We start from the raw sequence: 18,827 nt of genomic DNA, 5'->3' as shown, positions 1-18,827 counted from the left end.
CGGGAGATTGCCGGGGCGCCTAAATCGGCGCCCCGGCGGCTGTCAGTCTCAGGAGGGAATGTCGCGGGTAAGCGCTTCGAGACTGCCCATGCGGTTGTCAGGCAGTTCCATCGTTTCGCACGTGCCAGCCGGAACCAGCTTCCAGGAATTACCCTGGTAGTCGACCTTGGACGTGCCGGCGCACGTCGTGCCCGGACCGGCGGCGCAGTCGTTCTGGCCGGCCATGGCGACGCCGTAGCACTTCTCCATGTTTTCCTTATCCTGGGCCGAAGCGGACGAGACGGCGGCGGCGCCCATAGCGGTTGCAAGCGAGCTGGCAAGTGCGAGCGAGAGAATCTGACGGTTCATGTCCTGGATACCTCCATGTTGGCTGAAGCCTGATCGGCTTCGTGACAGAAGCCGGGAGTGGCTTCATGCAGACCAATTCGATGGAGAAGCGAGCATGTTACAGCCGACTGTTCGGGACACGGCTTCGTGATGGCTTCGTGAATTCGCGTGCGCTACACACGCTTGTGTTCGGCACCGAGAGAGTGGATTCGACAATTCGACCCGGTACTCTGTAACAAGTTGGCATCGTCGCACGAATTGGAGACACGTATTGACGCCTCAAATGGATGCACGGCTTTCCGAATTGTTGCGGGCCGCGCTGGATGGCGACGAAGCGGCCTACGCCAACTTCCTGCGCGAGATCGCGGGATTGGTCAGAGCGACTGTCGGCAGAAGAGTCGGATCATCGTCGGGATTGGACCCGGAGGATATCGTGCAGGAAACATTGCTGGCCATTCATCTCAAGCGCCACACATGGCGCGCCGACAGCCCGCTGGGGCCGTGGGTGCACGCAATTGCGCGCTACAAGATAGTGGACGCCTTCCGCCGGCACGGCCGCGCTGTTTCCGTCGACATCGATGACTTTTCCGACCAGCTCGCCAGCGAGGAGCAACGGACGGTCAGCGAACGCGAACTTGAACGCGCTCTGGAGTGCCTGACCTCCGGGCAGCGGGATGTGGTTTCCGCGATAAGCCTCGAAGGCAAGTCGATTACCGAGACGGCTACGCGCCTGGGCATGAAGGAAACCGCCGTGCGCGTCGCGCTTCACCGCGGCCTTGCCGCAATCGCTCAAAGATTTGGAGGTGGCGGCTGATGCGCACCGACGATCTGATAAAGGCGATTGCCGCCGACACCGGACGCAAGGAAGCGCCGATCGGCAGGACGTGGCTGCTTTGCGTGACGGCGGGCTTCATGCTCGCCGCGCTGGTCTTCAGCGTCCTGCTGGGCCCCCGGCCGGATTTTCAGGCGGTGCTGTCCACGATCCGCTTCCCGCTCAAGTTCCTGCTGGTTGCGATCCTGCTCGCCAGCACGATCCCGCTCGTCCAGGCGCTGGCACGCCCCGGCGCGCGGCCGCCGATGTGGGCAGCACTGGCCGCCCCAACCGCCGTGGTGATCGCGGTTCTGGTCGAGCTGTCGGTGCTGCCGAGAGAGGCGTGGGTTTCGTCCTGGATCGGCACCAATCTCTGGGTTTGCCTCACCTACATCCCGCTGATCGGGCTGGGGCCCTTGGCGATCATGATCGTGGCCCTGCGCAAGGGCGCACCGACGCGTCCTATTCTCACCGGCGCCATGGCGGGCGTGGTGGCGGGCGGCGTGGCGGCGATGTTCTACGCCGCCCACTGCACGGACGATTCACCCCTGTTCGTGGCCGCCTGGTACAGCGTCGCGATCGGCATCCTTGCAGGTGTGGGCGCACTTGCCGGTCGCTACGCGCTGCGCTGGTAGGCTGGCCGCCGCGGCGCATCACCCCGCGGCGATCATTTCTACTTGTCGACGCCACCCCAGATCGTCTCGGCTGTTTTCACCACCAGGTCGAGCTTCCGCTTCTGGTCGTCCTCGGTGATCTTGTTGCCTTCCTCGGTGGAAGCGAAACCGCATTGCGGCGCGATGCCGAGCTGGTCGATGTCGGCGAACTGCGAAGCCGCGTCGAACTTGCGCTTCAGGTCCTCGAGGTCTTCGAGATCGCCCACCTTGGTGGTTATGAAGCCCGGCAGCACACGCTTCTTGCCCTTGGGCAACAGGCGCAGCGGCTCCAGCCCACCGGCCCTCTCGCTGTCATACTCCATGAAGTAGATGTCGACGCCCGTCTTGTTGAAGATCGCGTCGGCGGCCGGGTCGTAGGCGCCCTCCGCCGCATAGGTCGACACGAAGTTGCCGCGGCACATATGCATGCCGATCACCATGTCGTCCGGCCGGTCCTTGATCGCCTCGTGCATCATCCACGCATAGCGGTCGATCAGCCAGTCCGGGTCCTGTCCTTCTTCCGCCTTCGCCGCGCGGTGCTTGGGATCGCAGAGGTAGGCAAAGAAAATATCGTCCATCTGCAGGTATCGGCAACCGGCGTCGTAGAAGGCGCGCACGGCCTTGGCATAGGTGGCGGCAAGATCGGCGAACAGCGCTTCGGCGTCCTGATATTCCTTGGGATGGATGTCGGACTTCGCAACCCGGAAATGGCAGCAGCTTGGACCGGGTATCGAGATCTTCGGCATCACGTCAGTGGCGCCAGCCAGAAAGCGGTAATGCTCCAGCATCGGGTGATCGTCGGGGAAGTCGAGCTTTCCCGTGATGGTCGGGAAGATCGGACGCAGCTTTACGCCGTGGAACTGCACGCCCTCGTCGCGCTCCTCGAGGTCGAGCCCCTGCAATTCGCCCATGAAATCGTAATGCCAGAAGGAGCGCCTGATCTCGCCGTCGGTCACGACCGGCAGCCCAGCGTTCTCTTGCATGCGCACGACGGAGCGGATCGCCTCGTCTTCAACCGCCTTGAGCTCTTCGGCGTCGATCGCCTTTTCCTCATAGTGGCGCCGGCGCGCATCCTTCACGGATTGTGGCCGGAGCAGGCTTCCGACATGGTCGGCGCGGAAAGGTGGCCTCAGCTTGGTCGACGGGGCGTTGGATACAGTGCTCATGGCGTCTCCTCCGAAATGCTGCAGATATGACTCGGACGCAGGCTCGCTAGCATGGAGCAGGCGCAAGCACCATCCACTTGACAGCTTGTTGTATACAGAACGTACTGGCGCGACGGAGCCCACGGCGATGTGCTAAGGACACGCCGATACGACACGAAAGGATGATGCCATGGCCCGCGAAGCGCGCCAGGAAAAGGGTTCTTCCCAGACGCTCAAGGCGGTTCTGGGTGTACGCGATCTGGTCTTCTCCGGGGCAATACCGCCGGGCGAACGTATGTCCGAAGTCAGCGTCAGCGAGCGGCTTGGCCTGTCGCGGACACCCGTGCGCGCCGCGCTCGCCCGCCTCGAGCAGGAAGGCATCCTCGATGCGATTCCATCGGGGGGCTACTCCGTGCGGCTCTTTACCGAAGCCGACGTGATAGACGCGATCGAACTGCGGGGCGTGCTGGAAGGGACCGCCGCCCGCCTTGCCGCCGAGCGCGGCGTATCGCCGGCAAAGCTCGCCATTTTCAAGGCCCTCGTTCGTCAACTTGACGATGTCGTCGCCGTGCCGCCCGAAACGATGGACCTCGACGCCTATATTGCCCTCAACGCCGAGTTTCACGAGATGCTGGGCACGCTGTCGGGCAGCCGGATCGTCCAGCGCGAGATCGAGCGGGTCATGCACCTGCCTTTTGCTGGCCCAAGCGCGTTTCTCAACGCCCAGACCAGCGTGCCAGCCTTCCGCGCCTCGCTCGGCGTCGGCCAGGCGCAGCACCGCGCGATCACACTGGCAATCGAGATGCGCGAGGGCTCGCGCGCTGAAGCGGTGACCCGCGAACATGCGCGGCTGGCGCGGATCAACCTCGACTTCGTGATGAAGGACAAGGACCTGATCGAGCGCGTGCCGGGCCTCGTTCTCGTTGCGGGCTGACTCAGGCATTGAAACAGGTGCGGGCTTTCCCCGCGAAAAGTTCTATTATATAACAATCAGCGGTTCTTTTGGGAGGATACCTGACATGCGTAAGCTGAAATCGCTGCTTCTAGCCGCAGCCGCCCTTGGGGCGATGACTGCGGCATCCTATACGCAGGAGGTGACGCTGCGCCTCCACCAGATGTTGCCGCCACAGGCGACGATTCCCGCCAAGGCGCTCACGCCCTGGCGCGAGAAAGTGGTGGCCGATTCCGGCGGTCGCATCCAGATCGACCAGTTCGACGCGATGGCGCTCGGCGGCACGCCGCCTCAGCTCGTCGACCAGGTAAACGACAATGTCGTCGATCTGATCTGGACCGTCATCGGCTATACGCCTGGCCGTTTCCCATCAACGGAAACGTTCGAACTGCCGTTTTTCATGACCACCGGCGAGGCGACGTCCAAGGCGTTTCATGAATATTGCGAAAAACGCTGTGTCGACGAGTTTGCCGGCATGAAGGTGATTGCGTGGCACGCGCACGGGCCCGGCCTCATTCACTCCAAGAACCCGGTCAACAAGCTCGAGGACATGAAGGGCTTGAAGATTCGCGGCGGCTCGCGCGTCATCAACCAGATGCTCGAGGCGTTGGGCGCCACTCCGGTGGGCATGCCAGTTCCGGCGGTGTCCGAAGCATTGTCGAAAGGCGTGATCGACGCGACGACCATCCCCTGGGAGGTGACGCCGTCGCTGCGCGTCTCGGAACTGGTCAAGAACCACACCGGCTTCTCCGGCTCGCATGGCCTCTACACGCAGACCTTCGTCTTCGCCATGAGCCAGGCTTCCTACGACAAGCTGCCCGACGACCTGAAGGCGGTGATCGACGCCAACTCCGGCATCGAGACGGCCGCGATGTTCGGCCGCGTGATGGACGAGGGCGATGCCGGCGGTCTCAAGATCGCCCAGGACCTCGGCAACAACATCATCACGCTCGATGAAGCCGAGACCCAGCGCTGGAAGGATGCCGCCGCGCCGCTGATCGATGCCTGGATCGCAGAGATGAGCGCCAAGGGGCTGGACGCTGAAGCAATGGTGACGGAAGCCCAGGAACTCATCACCAAGCACACGCCGGAGATGTAGGCGTCGCATTTGCTCGTGGCCGGCCGCGTGCCGGTCACGATGCTATTCTTCGACGATGACCAGCTCGAACGTGACGCAGACCGGATTGCTGCCGTGCGCGAGCAATCCCTCGTGGATGTCGCCGTTCATGTCGACCAGCGCGACGTCCAGTTCGCAGCGCCCCTCGACAACCGTCCCGCGCCGCACCATCACTTCGGTCGCGTAGGACGCGACATGGGAACCGTCGGCAAAATCGACGCCTACGAGACTGCCAACACCGACAACCGACGCATTCATGAAGCCGTGGCTTTGGCAGACGCGTTCGATCGCCGCCGAAATATCGCCATTGGGGCGCATGGTGCATGCCAGCGCTCGCTGCCTGGAAGATAAATCTCCATCGTCGGCTGCCGCCCCGGCGGAGAAAAGCTTGAAGTTGGTTTCGGCGTCGTCTTTCGCCACGAACATGGCGCCGTCGAGGCCCCAGGCCCGCACATCGGTGTCCCTTGCCACGATCGCCTCATGCGGCAGCAGGTGGCCGGCACGCCGTTCACCGTCGTTATGCAGCCAGATGCCATGGCAATGGATGAACGGCTCGCCATCGCGGATGCCGGCGATGACGCCCGCCCGCTCCACGGTGACGACGCCGGCCGGCGAACGTGTGTCGCTGTACCAGGCGGCATGCGACGTATCAGGTGCAGCAGCCGGGATGACGTAGTGCATCGGCTCGATCGCGAGTCTGTCGAGATCGGCATAGCCGGATGCGTACCCGGCCTGCGCCAGCGCTCCAGTGACCGCCGCGTTGACGCTTTGCCCGGCCCGCAGGCGCAGGACCAGCGGCACGGCGCGGCCGGCAGCGACCCTTTCCCGTACTGGCGCAACCGGGCCGGGATGGCGGATCGAACGCATGGCCATCAGCCGGCCAGCCCCGCGGTGACGAAGCCGCCGTCGACAGCCAGCACCTGGCCGTTGACGTAGGCCGCATCGTCGGAAATCAGGAACGCCACCGCCGTTGCGATCTCGTCGGGTTGACCGTAGCGGCGCAGCGGCACCCGCTCGTGCCACTGGCGGCGGACATCTTCGGTGTGGACGGCACGCGCCAGCGGCGTATCGATTGGCCCAGGCGCGACAGCGTTGACCCGGATGCCGCTCGGCCCGAGTTCGTTCGCCATCACCAGCGTCAGAAGGTTCTGCCCGCCCTTGGACGAGCCGTAGGCGCTGCGCCCCTTGTTGCCCATCAGGCCGGAGATCGAGGTGATGTTGACGATCGAGCCGCCCTGCCCGCCGGCCAGCCAGATACGGGCAGCCGCCCGCGAGACGATGAAGGTGCCGGTCAAGTTGACGTCGACGATGTGCCGGAAGTCCTCGACGCTGGTCTCGACGGCCGGCTTGTCCATGCCGATGCCCGCGCAGTTCACGACGCCGGCCAGCGGCCAATCGGCGGCGATGCTGGCCATGGCTGCCTCGACGGCGTCCTCGTCGGTCACGCTCAGCGCCACACCGTGCTCGCGTGGCAGGGCGAGTGCGTCACAGGCCGCATCCAGCGCCTCTCGGTTCAGGTCGAAGAGCCATGGATTCCAGCCACGCTCGTTCAACAGGCGGGCAGTCGCGAATCCGATGCCGGACGCCCCGCCGGTGACGACGACGGCCCCGCTCACGCCGCCGGCTCCTGCGTGCGCTCGCCGAGCTCGCCGCGCCGTTCCAGCTCCTCGCGGATCAGTTTCTTGGCGATCTTGCCGTAGGCAGATTTCGGCATCTCCGGCCAGAACACGAAGCGCTTCGGCATCTTGTAGCGCGCGATCTTCGCTTCCAACCAGGACCTGACGTCGATGTCGGCCGCGGCCAACCCCTCCCGCGCCACGCAGACCGCAACGCCGACCTCGCCCCAGACGGGGTCCGGCACGCCAAGCACCGCCACCTCGCTGATGGCGGGGTGCTGCAGGATCTTTTCCTCGATCTCGCGCGGATAGATGTTCGAGCCGCCGGAAATGTACATGTCGGACGCCCGGCCGGTTATATAGACGAAGCCGTTCTGGTCCATGTGACCGAGATCGCCGGTGCGGAACCATCCGTTGCGGAACGACTTCGCGTTGGCTTCGGGGTTGTCGTAATAGCCGGCAAAGACGGCCGGACCGACGACGCAGATCTCGCCGGTCTCGCCGGGCGCGACCTCGTCTCCGTCGTCGTTCTGGATTTCGACCTGCATGCCAGTGCGCTCGAAGCCGCAAGTGCCGATGCGCGCATGCGGACCATCATCCGGCGTGTGGAACGCCGGGGGCAGCACGGTGATATTGCCCGTCACTTCGCCCAGCCCGAAATACTGCACGAGCACCGGCCCGAGCGTGGCGAGTGCCCGCTTCTGGTCCTCGCGATACATCGGCGCGCCGGCATAGATCACGTAGCGCAGCGAGGAACGGTCGATCTTTTCGACGGCCGGGTCCTCGATCAGCATCTTGAGGATCGTCGGCACAGTGAAGAGATTGGTCACGCGCCACTTCTCGATCAGAGACCAGACGGCGCCCACTTCCAGCTTCTCGGAAGCAGGCAGGATCGTCTTGACGCCATGCGCGACCTGAACGAGCTGGTGCACTCCCGCGCCATGCGACAGCGGCGCAACCACGATGGAGGCGTCGTGAGGCCCGGTGCCCGGCATCAGGTCGCACAGGTGGTTGGTGATGACGAACGCCATCTGGCCATGCGTCAGCACTGCCGCCTTGGGCCGGCCGGTCGTGCCGGACGTGAAGAAGAACCAGCATGGATCGTCGCGGTCGACCGCAGCACCACGCACCTTGGCGCCCTCATGCCGGGCGACGATCGCGTCGTAGTCTTCGCCGAACGAGGAGCCGCCGATCGAGATGACGAAGCCGATATGCGGCGAAGCCTGTCGACAGGCCGCCGCATGATCCGCAAAAGCCGCGCCGCAGATCATGCCGCGCGCGCCGCTCGCCTGCGCCAGATAGGCGACATCCTCCGGCGTCTGGCGGTAGTTGGTCGGCACCCAAACCGCACCAACGCGGAAGCAGGCGAACATGGATTCGAACATCTGGTTGCAGTTGGAGGATTGAACCAGAATGCGGTCGCCCTTGGTTACACCGAATTCGGAGACGAGCGCTGCGGCCATGGCATCGACCCGCGCCTCCATCTGGGTCCAGCTCCAGCTCCGCTCTCCCCAGACAAAGCCGATACCCTCGGGGTCCCGCCGCGCCGCCTGCGTCAGGAAGTGCGACAGGTTCATCACCCGCGTTGAGCTCGACGTCATCCGTGCACCTGTGTCCACCGTCAACTCTTTCGCTCCGCTGTCACAACCGTATTCATCTGGAAAGTCTTCTGTCAGGGGCCTTCACGTTGCCGTTTTCGCGGCTAGCGTGTCTGGCTGCGAACATCTGCGCCAATTTGCCTTCGACCAGCCGCGCCTCCTGCAGCAGATAGCCGGCCAGTTCCGCCTGGCGCGCCTCCTGCATGCGGCTGTCGATCGCCGCCACGCTCAGCGCGCCGGCAATCCGCCCTTCTGGCGTTCGCAGCACGACGCCGATGCCCCAGGAGTTTGCGAAGATCAGCCCAGGATTGAGCGCGTAGCCCTTGCGGCGCGTTTCGGCCACGTCCTCGCGGATGCGGTCCTGTGACAGCATGGGATATTTCTGCGCGAGCACGTCGGAATTGGCTGCAAGCATCGCCTCGACCTCGTCGTCGGGAAGCGCCGAAAGCATCGCCAGGGAACCGGCACCTACGCCGAGCGGATGTTCGAAACCCGCCTGCAGCGCATGCGTGCGGACCGGATAGGTCCCCTCCTCCCGGTAAAGGCAGACCGAATAGGTATCGCGCCGCACCGAGAGGAAGGACGAATCCTCGGTCTTCCGGGAAAGCCGCAGCAGGCTCTCCATGGAGAGCTGCAAAAGGCCGAAGCGACGCGACGCGAGGCTACCGAGCACATAGGACTCTTCGCCCGGAAAATAGCGGCGGCTCTCGGCATCCTGATCCACGAACCCTGCGCGCATCAGCGCCAGCAGCAGCCGGCGGCAGGTCGGCTTGTTGAGACCGGTTTCTGCGACGAGGTCCGTGAGCGTAACACCACGATCGGCGTGCCTGCCGACGGTCGACAGAAGGCCGAGCGCGCGATCGACGCTTTGCGAACCGGTCGCGTCGCGATCCATCGGCGAAACCACCACCGTCATGTCACACCGCCCCGCCGGCCGCGCAGCTCTGCCCGCCATCCACCGGCAGGCAGACGCCGGTGATGAAGCGTGCCTCGTCCGACGCCAGAAAGACCGCGGCCGCCGCAACGTCCCAGGCCGTGCCCATATGGCCTAGCGGCACCATCGCGTTGCGCGCCGCCACCATATCGTCGGTGGTTTCGTATTGGCTGGAGATCTGTTTGTAGATCAGCGGCGTGTCGATCAGGCCGGGCATGATGCAGTTGGCGCGAATGCCTTGCCGCGCATATTGCATCGCAAGCGCCACGGTCGCCTGGTTCACCGCCGCCTTGGTGGCGTAATAGGCGAAATAAGGGTAGCCGACATAGCGGATCGCCGCGAGCGAAGAGATGTTGACTATCGCCCCGCTGCCGCGTTCGAGCATGTGCGGCAGCACCGCCTTGGCGGTGCGGTAGACCGGGCCGATATTGAGGTCGAGCGCGGCCTGGAACGCCGCTTCATCCAGTTCGACGGGTCCGCCCATGTGCGTGACGCCGACATTGTTGTGCAGGATGTCTATGCCGCCGAACGCATCGGCGGTCGCTGAGGCTGCGGCCTCGACCGAGGCAAGTTGCGTCACGTCCGCCGCAATCGCGATCGCCTCGTTGCCCTCTTCGCGGATGATTGCAGCCGTCTCCTCAGCAGCGCCCGCGTTCAGGTCGATACAGGCGACGCGAGCGCCAGCGCGCGCATAGGCGACGGCCGCAGCTTTGCCGTTGCCCCAGCCGGGGCCCGACGAGCCGGCACCGAAGACGATTGCGCATTTTTCCTTGAGACGCTGGCTCACGCCGATCTTTCCCCGCAGGCATAGGAGTTTCAGTAGCGAGCGGCCCGGAGGCCGCCCGCAGATTTGTGTTTCAGGCCGTTAGCCGAGATCGGCGCCCACAGCCTTCTCGAGGATCGCCCAGGCATCGTCGCCGTATTTGCCCTTCCACTCGGCGTAGAAGCCGGCTTCCTTCAGCTTCTCGCGGAAGGAGGCAGCTTCGGCGTCGTTGATGGCCATGCCGTTCGATTCCAGCTCGCCGCGCAGCGTCGCATTGAGCGCAGCCACGTCCTCGCGCTCCTTGACGGCTGCCTCGTTGATGTTGCGGGCCACGATCTCGCGCACATCCTCGGGCATCGCTTCCCAGGCGCGCTTGTTGGCCAGGAACCAGAAGCCGTCCCACATGTGGTTGGTGACGGACAGATACTTCTGCACTTCGTAGAGCTTGGCCGTGGAGATGATGGCCAGCGGGTTCTCCTGCCCGTCGACGATGCCGGTCTGCAGTGCCGAATAGACCTCGGCGAAGTTGATGCTGGCGGGTGCGGATTCGAAGGCGGTGAACATCGAGGTCCACAGCGGGCTCACCGGCACGCGGATCTTGAAGCCCTTGAGGTCTTCGGCCGTGGCAACCGGCCCCACCGACGAGGTGATCTGGCGGAAGCCGTTGTCCCAGATCTTGTCCATAACGACGAGGTTGGACTTCTCGATCTCGCCGCGTACATAGGCGCCGAGCTCGCCGTCCATCGCCGGCCACACCTCATCGTAGCTCGGGAAGGCAAATCCGATGCCGCTGATCGAGGCATTGGCAACGAGTGTCGACAGGATAAGCGGCGACAGCGTGAAGAACTCGACGCCGCCCGAACGTACCTGGCTCAGCATGTCGGTGTCGGCGCCGAGCTGGTTGTTCGGGAATATCTGGATCGCAACGCGGCCGCTGGTCTCCTCACGGATCTTGTCCATGGCCTCCTGCGCGCGCACGTTCATCGGGTGCGAGAGCGGCAGGTTGTTGGCGTATTTGTAGTTGAACTCGGCCGACTGGGCGCCGGCGTAGCGGATCGTGCTGACCAGCGGCAGCGCGGCCGCCCCCAGCACCAGTGTTCTGCGGGTGACGTTCATGCGGGTTTCCTCCTTGGTTGCATGTTTGATGGGCGTCACAGATACGAAATCGACAGCGCCGGAACGGCTGCGATGAGAAGCAGGCCGATGAGTAGCGCGCCCAGATAAGGCCATATCGCGCCCATAGCCTCGTCCGGCGAGACGTCGCCGATCTTGCAGGCGATGTAGAAACCGATGCCGATGGGGGGCGCCATAAGGCCGATGTTCATCGCCGTGACCACGACCATGGCGTAGTGCACATCGTGAATGCCGAGCTGCTTGGCGATGGGGAACATCAGCGGCGCCATCAGCACGATCGCCGGCAGCCCTTCCAGCACGCAGCCAAGCACCATGAAGACTGCGATCGTGACCAGCATGAACGAGAACCAACCGCCGGGCAGTTCCTTCATCGCGGTTGCGAGCTGGAACGCGAAGCCGGTCTGCGTCAGCGCCCAGGCCATCGCCGAGGCAGTGCCGAGGATCAGCAGGATCGCCCCCGACATTGCGGCAGTTTCGACCAGCATCGCATAGATCTTGGCAGGCTTGATGCCGCCATAGAGCACGATGCCGATGACGAAGGCATAGAGCACCGCGATGGTCGAGACTTCCGTCGCGGTGGCGATACCGCCGCCGACCGCGCCACGGATGATGAAGGGCAGAAGCAGTGCGGGCGCTGCGATCAACAGGGTGGTGCGTATCACCTTGAAGGACGCACGCTGTACGCCATCCATGTTCTCGTGGCGCGCCTTCCATCGGGCCAGCACCGCAAGTGCCAGAAGCAGCACCAGCGCAATAATGAAGCCGGAGGTGAACAGCGCTGCGATGGAGACACCCGCAACCGAACCGAGCACGATCAGCACGATGGACGGCGGTACGGTGTCTGCCATGGCAGCACCCGTTGCCAGCAGCGCGATCATCTCCTTCGGCTTGTGGCCACGCCGCTTCATCTCGGGAAACAGCGCCGGCGCCACGGTCGCCATGTCGGAGACCTTGGAGCCGGAGATGCCCGAGACGAGGAACAACGAGCCCAGCAGCACATAAGACATGCCGGCTTTCACGTGGCCGAGCAGCGAGCCCATGAATTCCACGATCGCCTTGCCCATGCCGGTGGCGTCGAGAATGCAGCCGAGCAGCACGAAGATCGGCACCGACAGCAGGATCAGGCTCGACATGCCCTCGTCCATGCGGCCGATCATCACGATCATCGGCACATGCGTGGAAAATGTCAGGAAGGCGATGGTGCCGAGGCCGAAGCAGAAGGCAATCGGCACGCCCATAACCAGGCACAGCGCGGCCACGCCGACAAGGAAGATCAGGATGTTGCCGTGGCCGAGCCCCAGGAAGACCGGTTTCGCCAACCAGAAAAGCCCGCCGATCACCGCAAGCGTCACGACAGCCATCGCGATGTCGACTGGCCTCGATTCGCGCAGCAGATGGCCGATCGCCACAATCAGCATGAGCACGATGCCAAGCACGATGGCCGACACGCGGTAGCTGACCGATATGTTGAGCGCGGCAGACGTGATGAACGATTCCTCGCGCACATATTCGATCGCCGGCAGGATCAGCGCGCCCAGCACCACCACCACGATCAACAGCGCCAGCGCATCGACAAAGCCGCGTAGCCGGTCAGGAAACATGCCGATGAACACGGTAAGCCGCAGATGCTCGTTGCGGTCGATCGCGATCGCCGCGCCCATCATCGCGAGCCACAGGAAGGAGATCGAGGCGGCCTCGTCGACCCAGATGATCGGGGTATGCAGCACGTAGCGCGCGACGACGCCCGTCAGAAGCAGCCCGACAATAACGACGAGAAGCACCGCAGCCACGGCTTCGACCGGGCGCATCAGTGCCGAGCCGGGCCTCGCCCCCACAACCTCGGCCTGCGTCTCTATCGTCAGCGCTTCCTCATTGGCAGACGCCATGCAGGCTCCTCCTCCCCGTCGAATCCGCGAACACAGGTCGCGAAACACACCCTGGATCTAAAGCCGGCAACTACCTCTGCGCGGTAATCGCTCCTCCCGACCGATCCTGGCGAAATCCCATCTATGATCCACATTATGGACCACAGATTCCCTACATCCTGCTTATTTGCACAGAACGCCTTTTACGGCAAGCATAGTGCGCAGAGACAGCGATCCATATAGTGGATCAACAGCGCGAGGCAGGTGCTCTATGGAAGCGTAACGCAATTCAAATCTACCAGTGGTTGCATCTGCGTTGTACCACTTCCCTACCCCGTGCGTGCTCTTCTTCGGATATGAGCAGGCAATATCGCACATCTCGACTTCGCATGTTCGGCACCGACCGGTCGGCCACGGCGGCGGTCGAGTTTGCGATCCTCAGCCCGCTCTACATTTTTCTCATCATGGGCATGACGGCTTACGGCATCTATTTCGGTGCCAGCCATTCCGTCCAGCAACTGTCTGCCGACGCAGCGCGAGCGGCCATCGCCGGCATCGATGCCACGGAGCGCCAGACGCTGGCTTCCAACTTCATTGGGCGCAACGCCAGCGGCTATCTCTTTATCGATGGTGACAAGCTGTCGGTCTCCGTCGGCGACAATCCCGCAGTGCCCGGCCAGTTCAATGTCACCATAAGCTACGACGCCAGCAATCTGCCGATCTGGGGCCTGTTCGACCGCCTCGCAATGCCGCATCGCACGATCCTGCGTCGATCCACCATTCGCATCGGAGGCATATGATGGGCTCGTTGTCATCCGGGTTGCGCCGCGGAATGAGGGTCCTGCGCGACACGTCGGGCCAGTTCGCGTTGATGACCGCCATCCTTGCGCCCGTCGCGATCACCCTTGCGGCATTTGCCGTCGACGCTGGCTCGCTTTATGTCGAAAAGCGTCAGGCTCAGGCACTCGTAGACCTGGCCGCGATCACCGCGGCGGCCAATCTGGGCAAGGCCGAGCAGGCCGCGATGGTCACCTTCGCAGACAATGGCGCAACGGACGCAGCGTCCGGTGTAAACGTCTCGGTGGTAACGGGCCATTACAACGCTACCGGCCCCATACCCCAGGAGCGTTTCACAGCCGGTGCCGGCCCGGTCAACGCAGCAAGGGTCGTCTATCGGACGACGGGTTCGCGATATTTCGCCGGCGCGATCATTCCGCCGCCGGAGATCGTGGTCGCCGCCACCGCAGGCACTGAGGCAGAAGCCGCGTTCTCCGTCGGGTCGCGCCTGGCCGCGCTCGACGGCGGCATCGTCAATACGCTACTGAGTGGCCTTACCGGCTCCAGCATCTCGCTATCGGTGATGGACTATAATGCGCTGCTGGATGCGGATGTCAGCCTGCTATCCTTTCTCGACCAGCTCGCGATAGAGCTCGACCTTGGTGCGGGCAGCTACAAACAAGCCCTTGAGGCGGCCGTCACAGTTGGCCAGATTGCAAAGTCCCTCTCAAAAACACCCGGTCTGGGCGGCAGTGCGAAATCGGCAGCCGGCAAGCTGGCGTTCCAGGCATCGGGCGGCCGCGCACCGACCTTGCAGCTTTCGCGGCTTATCGACCTCGGGCAGTCCCACGGCAACCTCCTCGCCTCCAATATCGAGCAGATCGCCGCCGATGTCGGGGTACTTGAGCTTCTGGCACTCAGCACCGTCGTTGCCGGCAAGGGCAAGCAGGTCGCACTCGACCTCGGCGCGAACGTACCGGGCCTGCTGGCCGTCACCGTCGATCTTGCGATCGGTGAACCGCCCCAGCAGTCTCCCTGGCTACGGATCGGCAGCAATGGGGACATTGTACGCACAGTCCAGACAAGGCTATCGCTGGTGGCCGAGATCGGCGGACTCGGCGGCTTGCTAGGTACAAAAATCCGCATCCCCCTCTATCTCGAACTGGCGTTTGCGGAGGCACGGCTGAAAGGCGTCACCTGCCCGTCCGGCTCACCCGCTGGCGTCAAGGTCTCCGTGGAAGCGCGCCCAGGGATCGCCAATCTCTATCTGGCGGAAGTGGACCCGGCGAAGATCGTGAACTTCGCCAATCCGGCCCCGCGTTCCCCGGCGCGTCTCGTTCAGATGCCACTGGTGAATGTCACCGCACAGGCTCACGCAGAGATCGCCGAGATGGACTACAAGACGCTCGCATTCTCCGCGTCAGACATCGCGTCCGGCAAGATCAAACAGGTTTCGACGCACGCGATCGTCGGTTCGCTGACGAAGTCGCTGTTCTCGAGCCTGCATCTCGACGTCAATGTCATCGGGCTCGGCATCGGCCTACCGTCGAATCTGACCGGCCTTCTCGGGCAGACTATCGGCGCTGCCGCCCCCGCTCTCGACACGGTGCTGGCCAACCTCCTGTCGACGCTCGGCCTGGCGCTTGGCCAGGCGGACGTGCGCGTCCACGGGGCGAATTGCGGCAGGGCCGTTCTGGTGCAGTAGTCAGGAAGGCTTCACCTGCCAGCCAAGCGGCGGCAGTTCGGTCCCCTCCGGGCCGGCAAGCCGCACCGTCTCCGTGCCGAAATTGAAGGCGCAGAGCAGCCGCTCGCCTTCCGCCTCGCGCTCGAAGGCAAGCACGTCCTTGTCGTGGCCGTCGACCAGCCTGATGGTGCCGCGCATCAATGCCGGCCTTTCCCGCCGCATCTTCAGCATAGCGCGATAGTGGTTGAGTACTGAGCCGGCGGTCTTGTCCTGAACGTCGACAGCGCGCGCGATATGCTCAGCCGGCACCGGAAGCCACGGCTTGGCGGTGGAGAAGCCGCCATTGGCTTCCCCTTCATCCCACACCATCGGCGTGCGGCATCCATCGCGCCCCTTGTAACCCGGCCAGAAGCGGATGCCGTAGGGATCGCGTAAATCCTCGAAAGCCAGGTCGGCTTCCGTCAGCCCCAACTCCTCCCCCTGATAGATGCAGATCGAACCGCGCAGGCAGCAAAGAAGCGCGATCGAGAAACGCGCCATCGCATCGACATCTTCGTCGGGCCGCAGCCAGCGCGAGACATGGCGTGGCACGTCGTGGTTGGAAAAGGCCCAGCAGACCCAGCCCTCGGGTGCCGCCTCCTCGAACGCCTCGATATGGCCGCGGACATAGGCGGCAGAGAATTCCGGGCTGAGCAGGTCGAACGTATAGCACATATGCAGCCGCTCGGGGCCGCTTGTGTAGCTGGCAACCGTCTGCAGCGATCTGTGTCCATCGCCGACTTCGCCCACTGACGCGCGCGCGTCGTAGGTTTCCAGGAGCGCCCGCAGCCGCGTCAGAAACACTAGGTTTTCAGGCTGCGTTTTGTCGTAGACGTGATCCTGAAAGCCGTATGGGTTGGCTTCCGGCACGTCGCTGCCCCTGCCCTTTGGAAGCGGCGGATTATCCCGCAGCAGCGCATCGTGCACATAATGATTGACGGTATCGAGGCGGAAACCGTCAACGCCGCGGTCCAGCCAGAAACGCACGGAATCCAGCAACGCGTCCTGGACGTCGGGATTGTGGAAGTTCAGGTCCGGCTGTGAGGCGAGAAAATTGTGCATGTAATATTGCCGCCGCACCGCATCCCATTCCCAGGCCGGCCCGCCGAACACCGAAAGCCAGTTGTTCGGCGCCGTGCCGTCAGGCTTGGCGTCCGCCCAGACATACCAGTCGGATTTCGGGTTCGTACGGCTCGCCCGGCTCTCGACAAACCATGTGTGCTGGTCGGACGAATGCGACAGCACCTGGTCGATGATGACCTTCAGCCCCAGCCGGTGCGCCTCCTCGACCACCGCGTCGAAGTCGGCAAGCGTGCCGAACAGTGGATCGACGTCGCAATAATCTGAAACGTCGTAGCCCATGTCGGCCATCGGCGACTTGAAGAACGGCGACAGCCAGACAGCGTCGACGCCGAGCGAGGCCGCATGATGCAATCGCCGGACAACGCCTTTCAGGTCGCCCACACCATCGCCCGTCGTATCCTGAAACGAGCGCGGATAGATCTGGTAGATCGAGCATCCGCGCCACCAGTCCCGGTCAGTCTCGGCCATCGTCGCTCTCCATCTCATGCCATTTCACCTCGTCGGGGCCGATCTCGACCCGCAGACCGCCGACCACCATCGTCAGGTGCTGCCGCGCCGGATCTTCCCAGTCCGTGACGGTCATCGGCGCACCGTCTTCACGCAGCCAGCGGACCTCGCTTTCGTCTAGCCGCGTCGTCTCGCGCAAGGCCGCGATCCGGCGGCGAATGCCGGATAACGCGCGCACGAAGGCCTCCAGCTCCTCATCGCGCCCCTCCCAGTCGAGCCAGGTGATGGCGTTGTCCTGCGCATAGGCATTGTTGTTGCCGCTCTGGGTGCGCCCGAACTCGTCGCCTGCCGACAGCATGATCGTTCCGCGCGAAACGAACAAGGTTGCAAGCAGCGCTTTGATGTCCTGCCGGCGCGCGGCCACGACCGTCTCGTCGGCGGTCTCGCCTTCAACACCGTGATTCCACGACAGATTGTCGTCGTGCCCGTCGCGATTGTCCTCGCCATTGGCAAGGTTGTGCTTGCACTCGTAGGAGACGAGATCGCGCAGCGTCATCCCGTCATGTGCGGCGAGGAAATTGACGCTGCGCGTTGCATTGCCCGAAAACACGTCGAACGACCCCGCAAGCCGCGTCGCCAGCGAGCCGACCATGCCGGCATCGCCGCGCCAGAAGCGGCGCACATCGTCGCGGAAACGGTCGTTCCATTCAAGAAACGGCGGCTGAAAATTGCCGAGCTGATAACCGCCCGGTCCGATGTCCCACGGCTCGGCTAACAGGACACGATCGCCGAGGATTTCGTCTTCGATCATCGCGCGCAGCAGCGGTGCGTCGGCCCGAAAACCGTTCGCATCGCGGCCGAGAATGGGCGCCAGGTCGAAGCGAAACCCGTCGACGCCGGCATGGCGCACGAATGCGCGCAGCGAATCCAGCACGAGGCGCTGCATCGCCGGATGGTCGCATGCCACCGTATGGCCGGTACCGGTGTCGTTGACCAGCCGGCCGTCAGCGTCGTGGCGGTAATAGGCTCGCGCGTCGAGGCCGCGCAGCGAGAGCGTCGGGCCGAGCGCATCGCTCTCCGCCGTGTGGTTGAAGACGAGGTCGAGGATCACGCCTATGCCAGCCTCGTGCAACGCCGCCACCGTCTTCCGCAATTCCGCCCAGCCGCCGGGCGCAAGCCGGGGGTCGAGCGCCATGAAGCTGACGGGATTGTAGCCCCATGCGTTGCGCAGGCCGAGCGGCGGCAGATGGCGCTCGTCCATCCAGGCGGTGATCGGCATCAGCTCCACGGCATCGACGCCCAGCCCGACGAGATGCTCGATGACCCCAGGATGCGCGAGCGCACCGATCGTGCCCCGCACATGCTCGGGCACAGCCGGATGCCGCATTGTGAAACCACGTACGTTGAGTTCGTAGATCAACCCGCCAGGCCTGAAACGCGGCGGCGCGACATCCACCCGCGGCAGCTTGCGAACCAGTGCCTTGGGCATCAGCGGCGCGGTATCGCCGTCCTCCCCGCGCCGCGCTGCAAGCCTGGCATCGTAGGCAAATGGCCGGTCGATCTCCAAAGCGTATGGATCGACCAGCAGCTTGTCGGGATCGAACCACAGGCCGTGCTGGGGGTTGTAAGGCCCGTCGGCGCGCAGGCCGTAGCGGACGCCTTCTCCGAGGTCGGCGATCTCCGCCGAGAATATGCCTTCAGCCCCGCGCGCCAGCTCGACGCGGTCCGTCTCGCGGTCAAGTTTATCGAAACTCGAGACCCAGATGCGCTCGGCAGCGCCGGACCAGACGGAAAAGCGGACGCCGTCGGGAGTGGCAAATGCTCCGAGCTGAAGGCTCATGAGGCGGCGGTGATAGCCGATCTACCCCCTTGTGGGGGAGAT

Annotated in this window: 17 protein-coding genes; 6 read left to right on the top strand and 11 right to left on the bottom strand. The window is 64.0% G+C overall.

Going from position 1 to position 18,827, the window contains the following annotated elements; genetic code table 11:
- Nucleotides 1-48: 48 nt before the first annotated feature.
- On the bottom strand, nucleotides 49-348 hold the full coding sequence (locus V1479_RS17505; protein WP_368804080.1) for a BufA1 family periplasmic bufferin-type metallophore: 300 nt from the start codon (nucleotides 346-348) through the stop codon (nucleotides 49-51).
- Between the two features lie 250 nt (nucleotides 349-598).
- Between V1479_RS17505 and V1479_RS17500 the strand changes: the two genes are divergently transcribed.
- Both V1479_RS17500 and V1479_RS17495 read left to right on the top strand, forming a co-directional pair.
- Nucleotides 599-1,141: a sigma-70 family RNA polymerase sigma factor gene (locus V1479_RS17500; RefSeq protein WP_368804079.1), complete on the top strand. Its 543-nt coding sequence runs from the start codon at nucleotides 599-601 to the stop codon at nucleotides 1,139-1,141.
- Entirely contained in the window at nucleotides 1,141-1,773 is a 633-nt protein-coding gene (locus V1479_RS17495; protein ID WP_368804078.1) for an NrsF family protein, read from the top strand. Before V1479_RS17500 ends, V1479_RS17495 begins: the two co-directional genes overlap by 1 nt.
- 38 nt (nucleotides 1,774-1,811) lie before the next feature.
- Here the strand turns inward: V1479_RS17495 and V1479_RS17490 are convergent, their stop codons facing one another.
- The gene (locus V1479_RS17490) at nucleotides 1,812-2,957 is read right to left on the bottom strand and encodes a 5-methyltetrahydropteroyltriglutamate--homocysteine S-methyltransferase (RefSeq protein WP_368804077.1); all 1,146 of its coding nucleotides are present in this window, start codon (nucleotides 2,955-2,957) and stop codon (nucleotides 1,812-1,814) included.
- A gap of 169 nt (nucleotides 2,958-3,126) precedes the next feature.
- Here V1479_RS17490 and V1479_RS17485 point away from each other — a divergent pair, with 169 nt between their 5' ends.
- Together V1479_RS17485 and V1479_RS17480 are read left to right on the top strand one after the other, a co-directional pair.
- A complete protein-coding gene (locus V1479_RS17485; protein WP_368804076.1) occupies nucleotides 3,127-3,870 on the top strand; it encodes a GntR family transcriptional regulator in 744 nt (247 codons plus the stop codon).
- An 85-nt stretch (nucleotides 3,871-3,955) separates the two neighbouring features.
- Nucleotides 3,956-4,987, top strand: a complete 1,032-nt coding sequence (locus V1479_RS17480) for a TRAP transporter substrate-binding protein (RefSeq protein ID WP_368804075.1) — start codon at nucleotides 3,956-3,958, stop codon at nucleotides 4,985-4,987.
- A gap of 42 nt (nucleotides 4,988-5,029) precedes the next feature.
- Here V1479_RS17480 and V1479_RS17475 read toward each other — a convergent pair whose 3' ends face one another.
- The 7 genes from V1479_RS17475 to V1479_RS17445 form a co-directional block, all read right to left on the bottom strand.
- Nucleotides 5,030-5,878, bottom strand: coding sequence for a PCC domain-containing protein (locus V1479_RS17475; protein WP_368804074.1), 849 nt, complete (start codon nucleotides 5,876-5,878; stop codon nucleotides 5,030-5,032).
- A complete protein-coding gene (locus V1479_RS17470) occupies nucleotides 5,878-6,621 on the bottom strand; it encodes an SDR family NAD(P)-dependent oxidoreductase (protein WP_368804073.1) in 744 nt (247 codons plus the stop codon). Before V1479_RS17470 ends, V1479_RS17475 begins: the two co-directional genes overlap by 1 nt.
- Complete coding sequence (locus V1479_RS17465; protein ID WP_368804072.1) at nucleotides 6,618-8,222, bottom strand: acyl-CoA synthetase; 1,605 nt, start codon at nucleotides 8,220-8,222, stop codon at nucleotides 6,618-6,620. Before V1479_RS17465 ends, V1479_RS17470 begins: the two co-directional genes overlap by 4 nt.
- Nucleotides 8,223-8,274: 52 nt before the next feature.
- Nucleotides 8,275-9,135: an IclR family transcriptional regulator gene (locus V1479_RS17460; RefSeq protein ID WP_368804071.1), complete on the bottom strand. Its 861-nt coding sequence runs from the start codon at nucleotides 9,133-9,135 to the stop codon at nucleotides 8,275-8,277.
- Nucleotide 9,136: 1 nt separating this feature from the next.
- The gene (locus tag V1479_RS17455; protein ID WP_368804070.1) at nucleotides 9,137-9,940 is read right to left on the bottom strand and encodes an SDR family NAD(P)-dependent oxidoreductase; all 804 of its coding nucleotides are present in this window, start codon (nucleotides 9,938-9,940) and stop codon (nucleotides 9,137-9,139) included.
- Nucleotides 9,941-10,018: 78 nt separating this feature from the next.
- Complete coding sequence (locus V1479_RS17450) at nucleotides 10,019-11,032, bottom strand: TRAP transporter substrate-binding protein (RefSeq protein ID WP_173192785.1); 1,014 nt, start codon at nucleotides 11,030-11,032, stop codon at nucleotides 10,019-10,021.
- A gap of 35 nt (nucleotides 11,033-11,067) precedes the next feature.
- Nucleotides 11,068-12,936, bottom strand: a complete 1,869-nt coding sequence (locus V1479_RS17445) for a TRAP transporter large permease subunit (protein ID WP_368804069.1) — start codon at nucleotides 12,934-12,936, stop codon at nucleotides 11,068-11,070.
- A gap of 368 nt (nucleotides 12,937-13,304) precedes the next feature.
- Here V1479_RS17445 and V1479_RS17440 point away from each other — a divergent pair, with 368 nt between their 5' ends.
- Entirely contained in the window at nucleotides 13,305-13,715 is a 411-nt protein-coding gene (locus V1479_RS17440; RefSeq protein WP_368804068.1) for a TadE/TadG family type IV pilus assembly protein, read from the top strand.
- Between the two features lie 32 nt (nucleotides 13,716-13,747).
- Nucleotides 13,748-15,397, top strand: coding sequence for a pilus assembly protein TadG-related protein (locus V1479_RS17435; protein ID WP_368804067.1), 1,650 nt, complete (start codon nucleotides 13,748-13,750; stop codon nucleotides 15,395-15,397).
- On the opposite strand, the gene bglA is transcribed toward V1479_RS17435, so the two are convergent.
- A complete protein-coding gene (gene bglA, locus V1479_RS17430) occupies nucleotides 15,398-16,966 on the bottom strand; it encodes a beta-galactosidase BglA (RefSeq protein WP_368804065.1) in 1,569 nt (522 codons plus the stop codon). It abuts the gene before it with no gap.
- Complete coding sequence (glgX, locus tag V1479_RS17425; RefSeq protein WP_368804064.1) at nucleotides 16,953-18,785, bottom strand: glycogen debranching protein GlgX; 1,833 nt, start codon at nucleotides 18,783-18,785, stop codon at nucleotides 16,953-16,955. Before glgX ends, bglA begins: the two co-directional genes overlap by 14 nt.
- Between the last annotated feature and the right edge of the window lie 42 nt (nucleotides 18,786-18,827).

Origin of the sequence: Neoaquamicrobium sediminum, from assembly GCF_040970315.1 — a bacterium.
Lineage (GTDB): Bacteria > Pseudomonadota > Alphaproteobacteria > Rhizobiales > Rhizobiaceae > Aerobium > Aerobium sediminum.
This window is presented reverse-complemented; position numbering and strand designations above follow the sequence as displayed.

Bases quoted from the DNA above. Each gene is read 5' to 3' on its own strand.
- V1479_RS17440 (WP_368804068.1), top strand. From the start codon at position 13,305: ATGTTCGGCACCGACCGGTCGGCCACGGCGGCGGTCGAGTTTGCGATC.
- V1479_RS17490 (WP_368804077.1), bottom strand. From the start codon at position 2,957: ATGAGCACTGTATCCAACGCCCCGTCGACCAAGCTGAGGCCACCTTTC.
- V1479_RS17450 (WP_173192785.1), bottom strand. From the start codon at position 11,032: ATGAACGTCACCCGCAGAACACTGGTGCTGGGGGCGGCCGCGCTGCCG.
- bglA (WP_368804065.1), bottom strand. From the start codon at position 16,966: ATGGCCGAGACTGACCGGGACTGGTGGCGCGGATGCTCGATCTACCAG.
- V1479_RS17505 (WP_368804080.1), bottom strand. From the start codon at position 348: ATGAACCGTCAGATTCTCTCGCTCGCACTTGCCAGCTCGCTTGCAACC.
- V1479_RS17480 (WP_368804075.1), top strand. From the start codon at position 3,956: ATGCGTAAGCTGAAATCGCTGCTTCTAGCCGCAGCCGCCCTTGGGGCG.
- V1479_RS17495 (WP_368804078.1), top strand. From the start codon at position 1,141: ATGCGCACCGACGATCTGATAAAGGCGATTGCCGCCGACACCGGACGC.
- glgX (WP_368804064.1), bottom strand. From the start codon at position 18,785: ATGAGCCTTCAGCTCGGAGCATTTGCCACTCCCGACGGCGTCCGCTTT.
- V1479_RS17445 (WP_368804069.1), bottom strand. From the start codon at position 12,936: ATGGCGTCTGCCAATGAGGAAGCGCTGACGATAGAGACGCAGGCCGAG.
- V1479_RS17465 (WP_368804072.1), bottom strand. From the start codon at position 8,222: ATGACGTCGAGCTCAACGCGGGTGATGAACCTGTCGCACTTCCTGACG.
- V1479_RS17485 (WP_368804076.1), top strand. From the start codon at position 3,127: ATGGCCCGCGAAGCGCGCCAGGAAAAGGGTTCTTCCCAGACGCTCAAG.
- V1479_RS17475 (WP_368804074.1), bottom strand. From the start codon at position 5,878: ATGGCCATGCGTTCGATCCGCCATCCCGGCCCGGTTGCGCCAGTACGG.
- V1479_RS17435 (WP_368804067.1), top strand. From the start codon at position 13,748: ATGAGGGTCCTGCGCGACACGTCGGGCCAGTTCGCGTTGATGACCGCC.
- V1479_RS17460 (WP_368804071.1), bottom strand. From the start codon at position 9,135: ATGACGGTGGTGGTTTCGCCGATGGATCGCGACGCGACCGGTTCGCAA.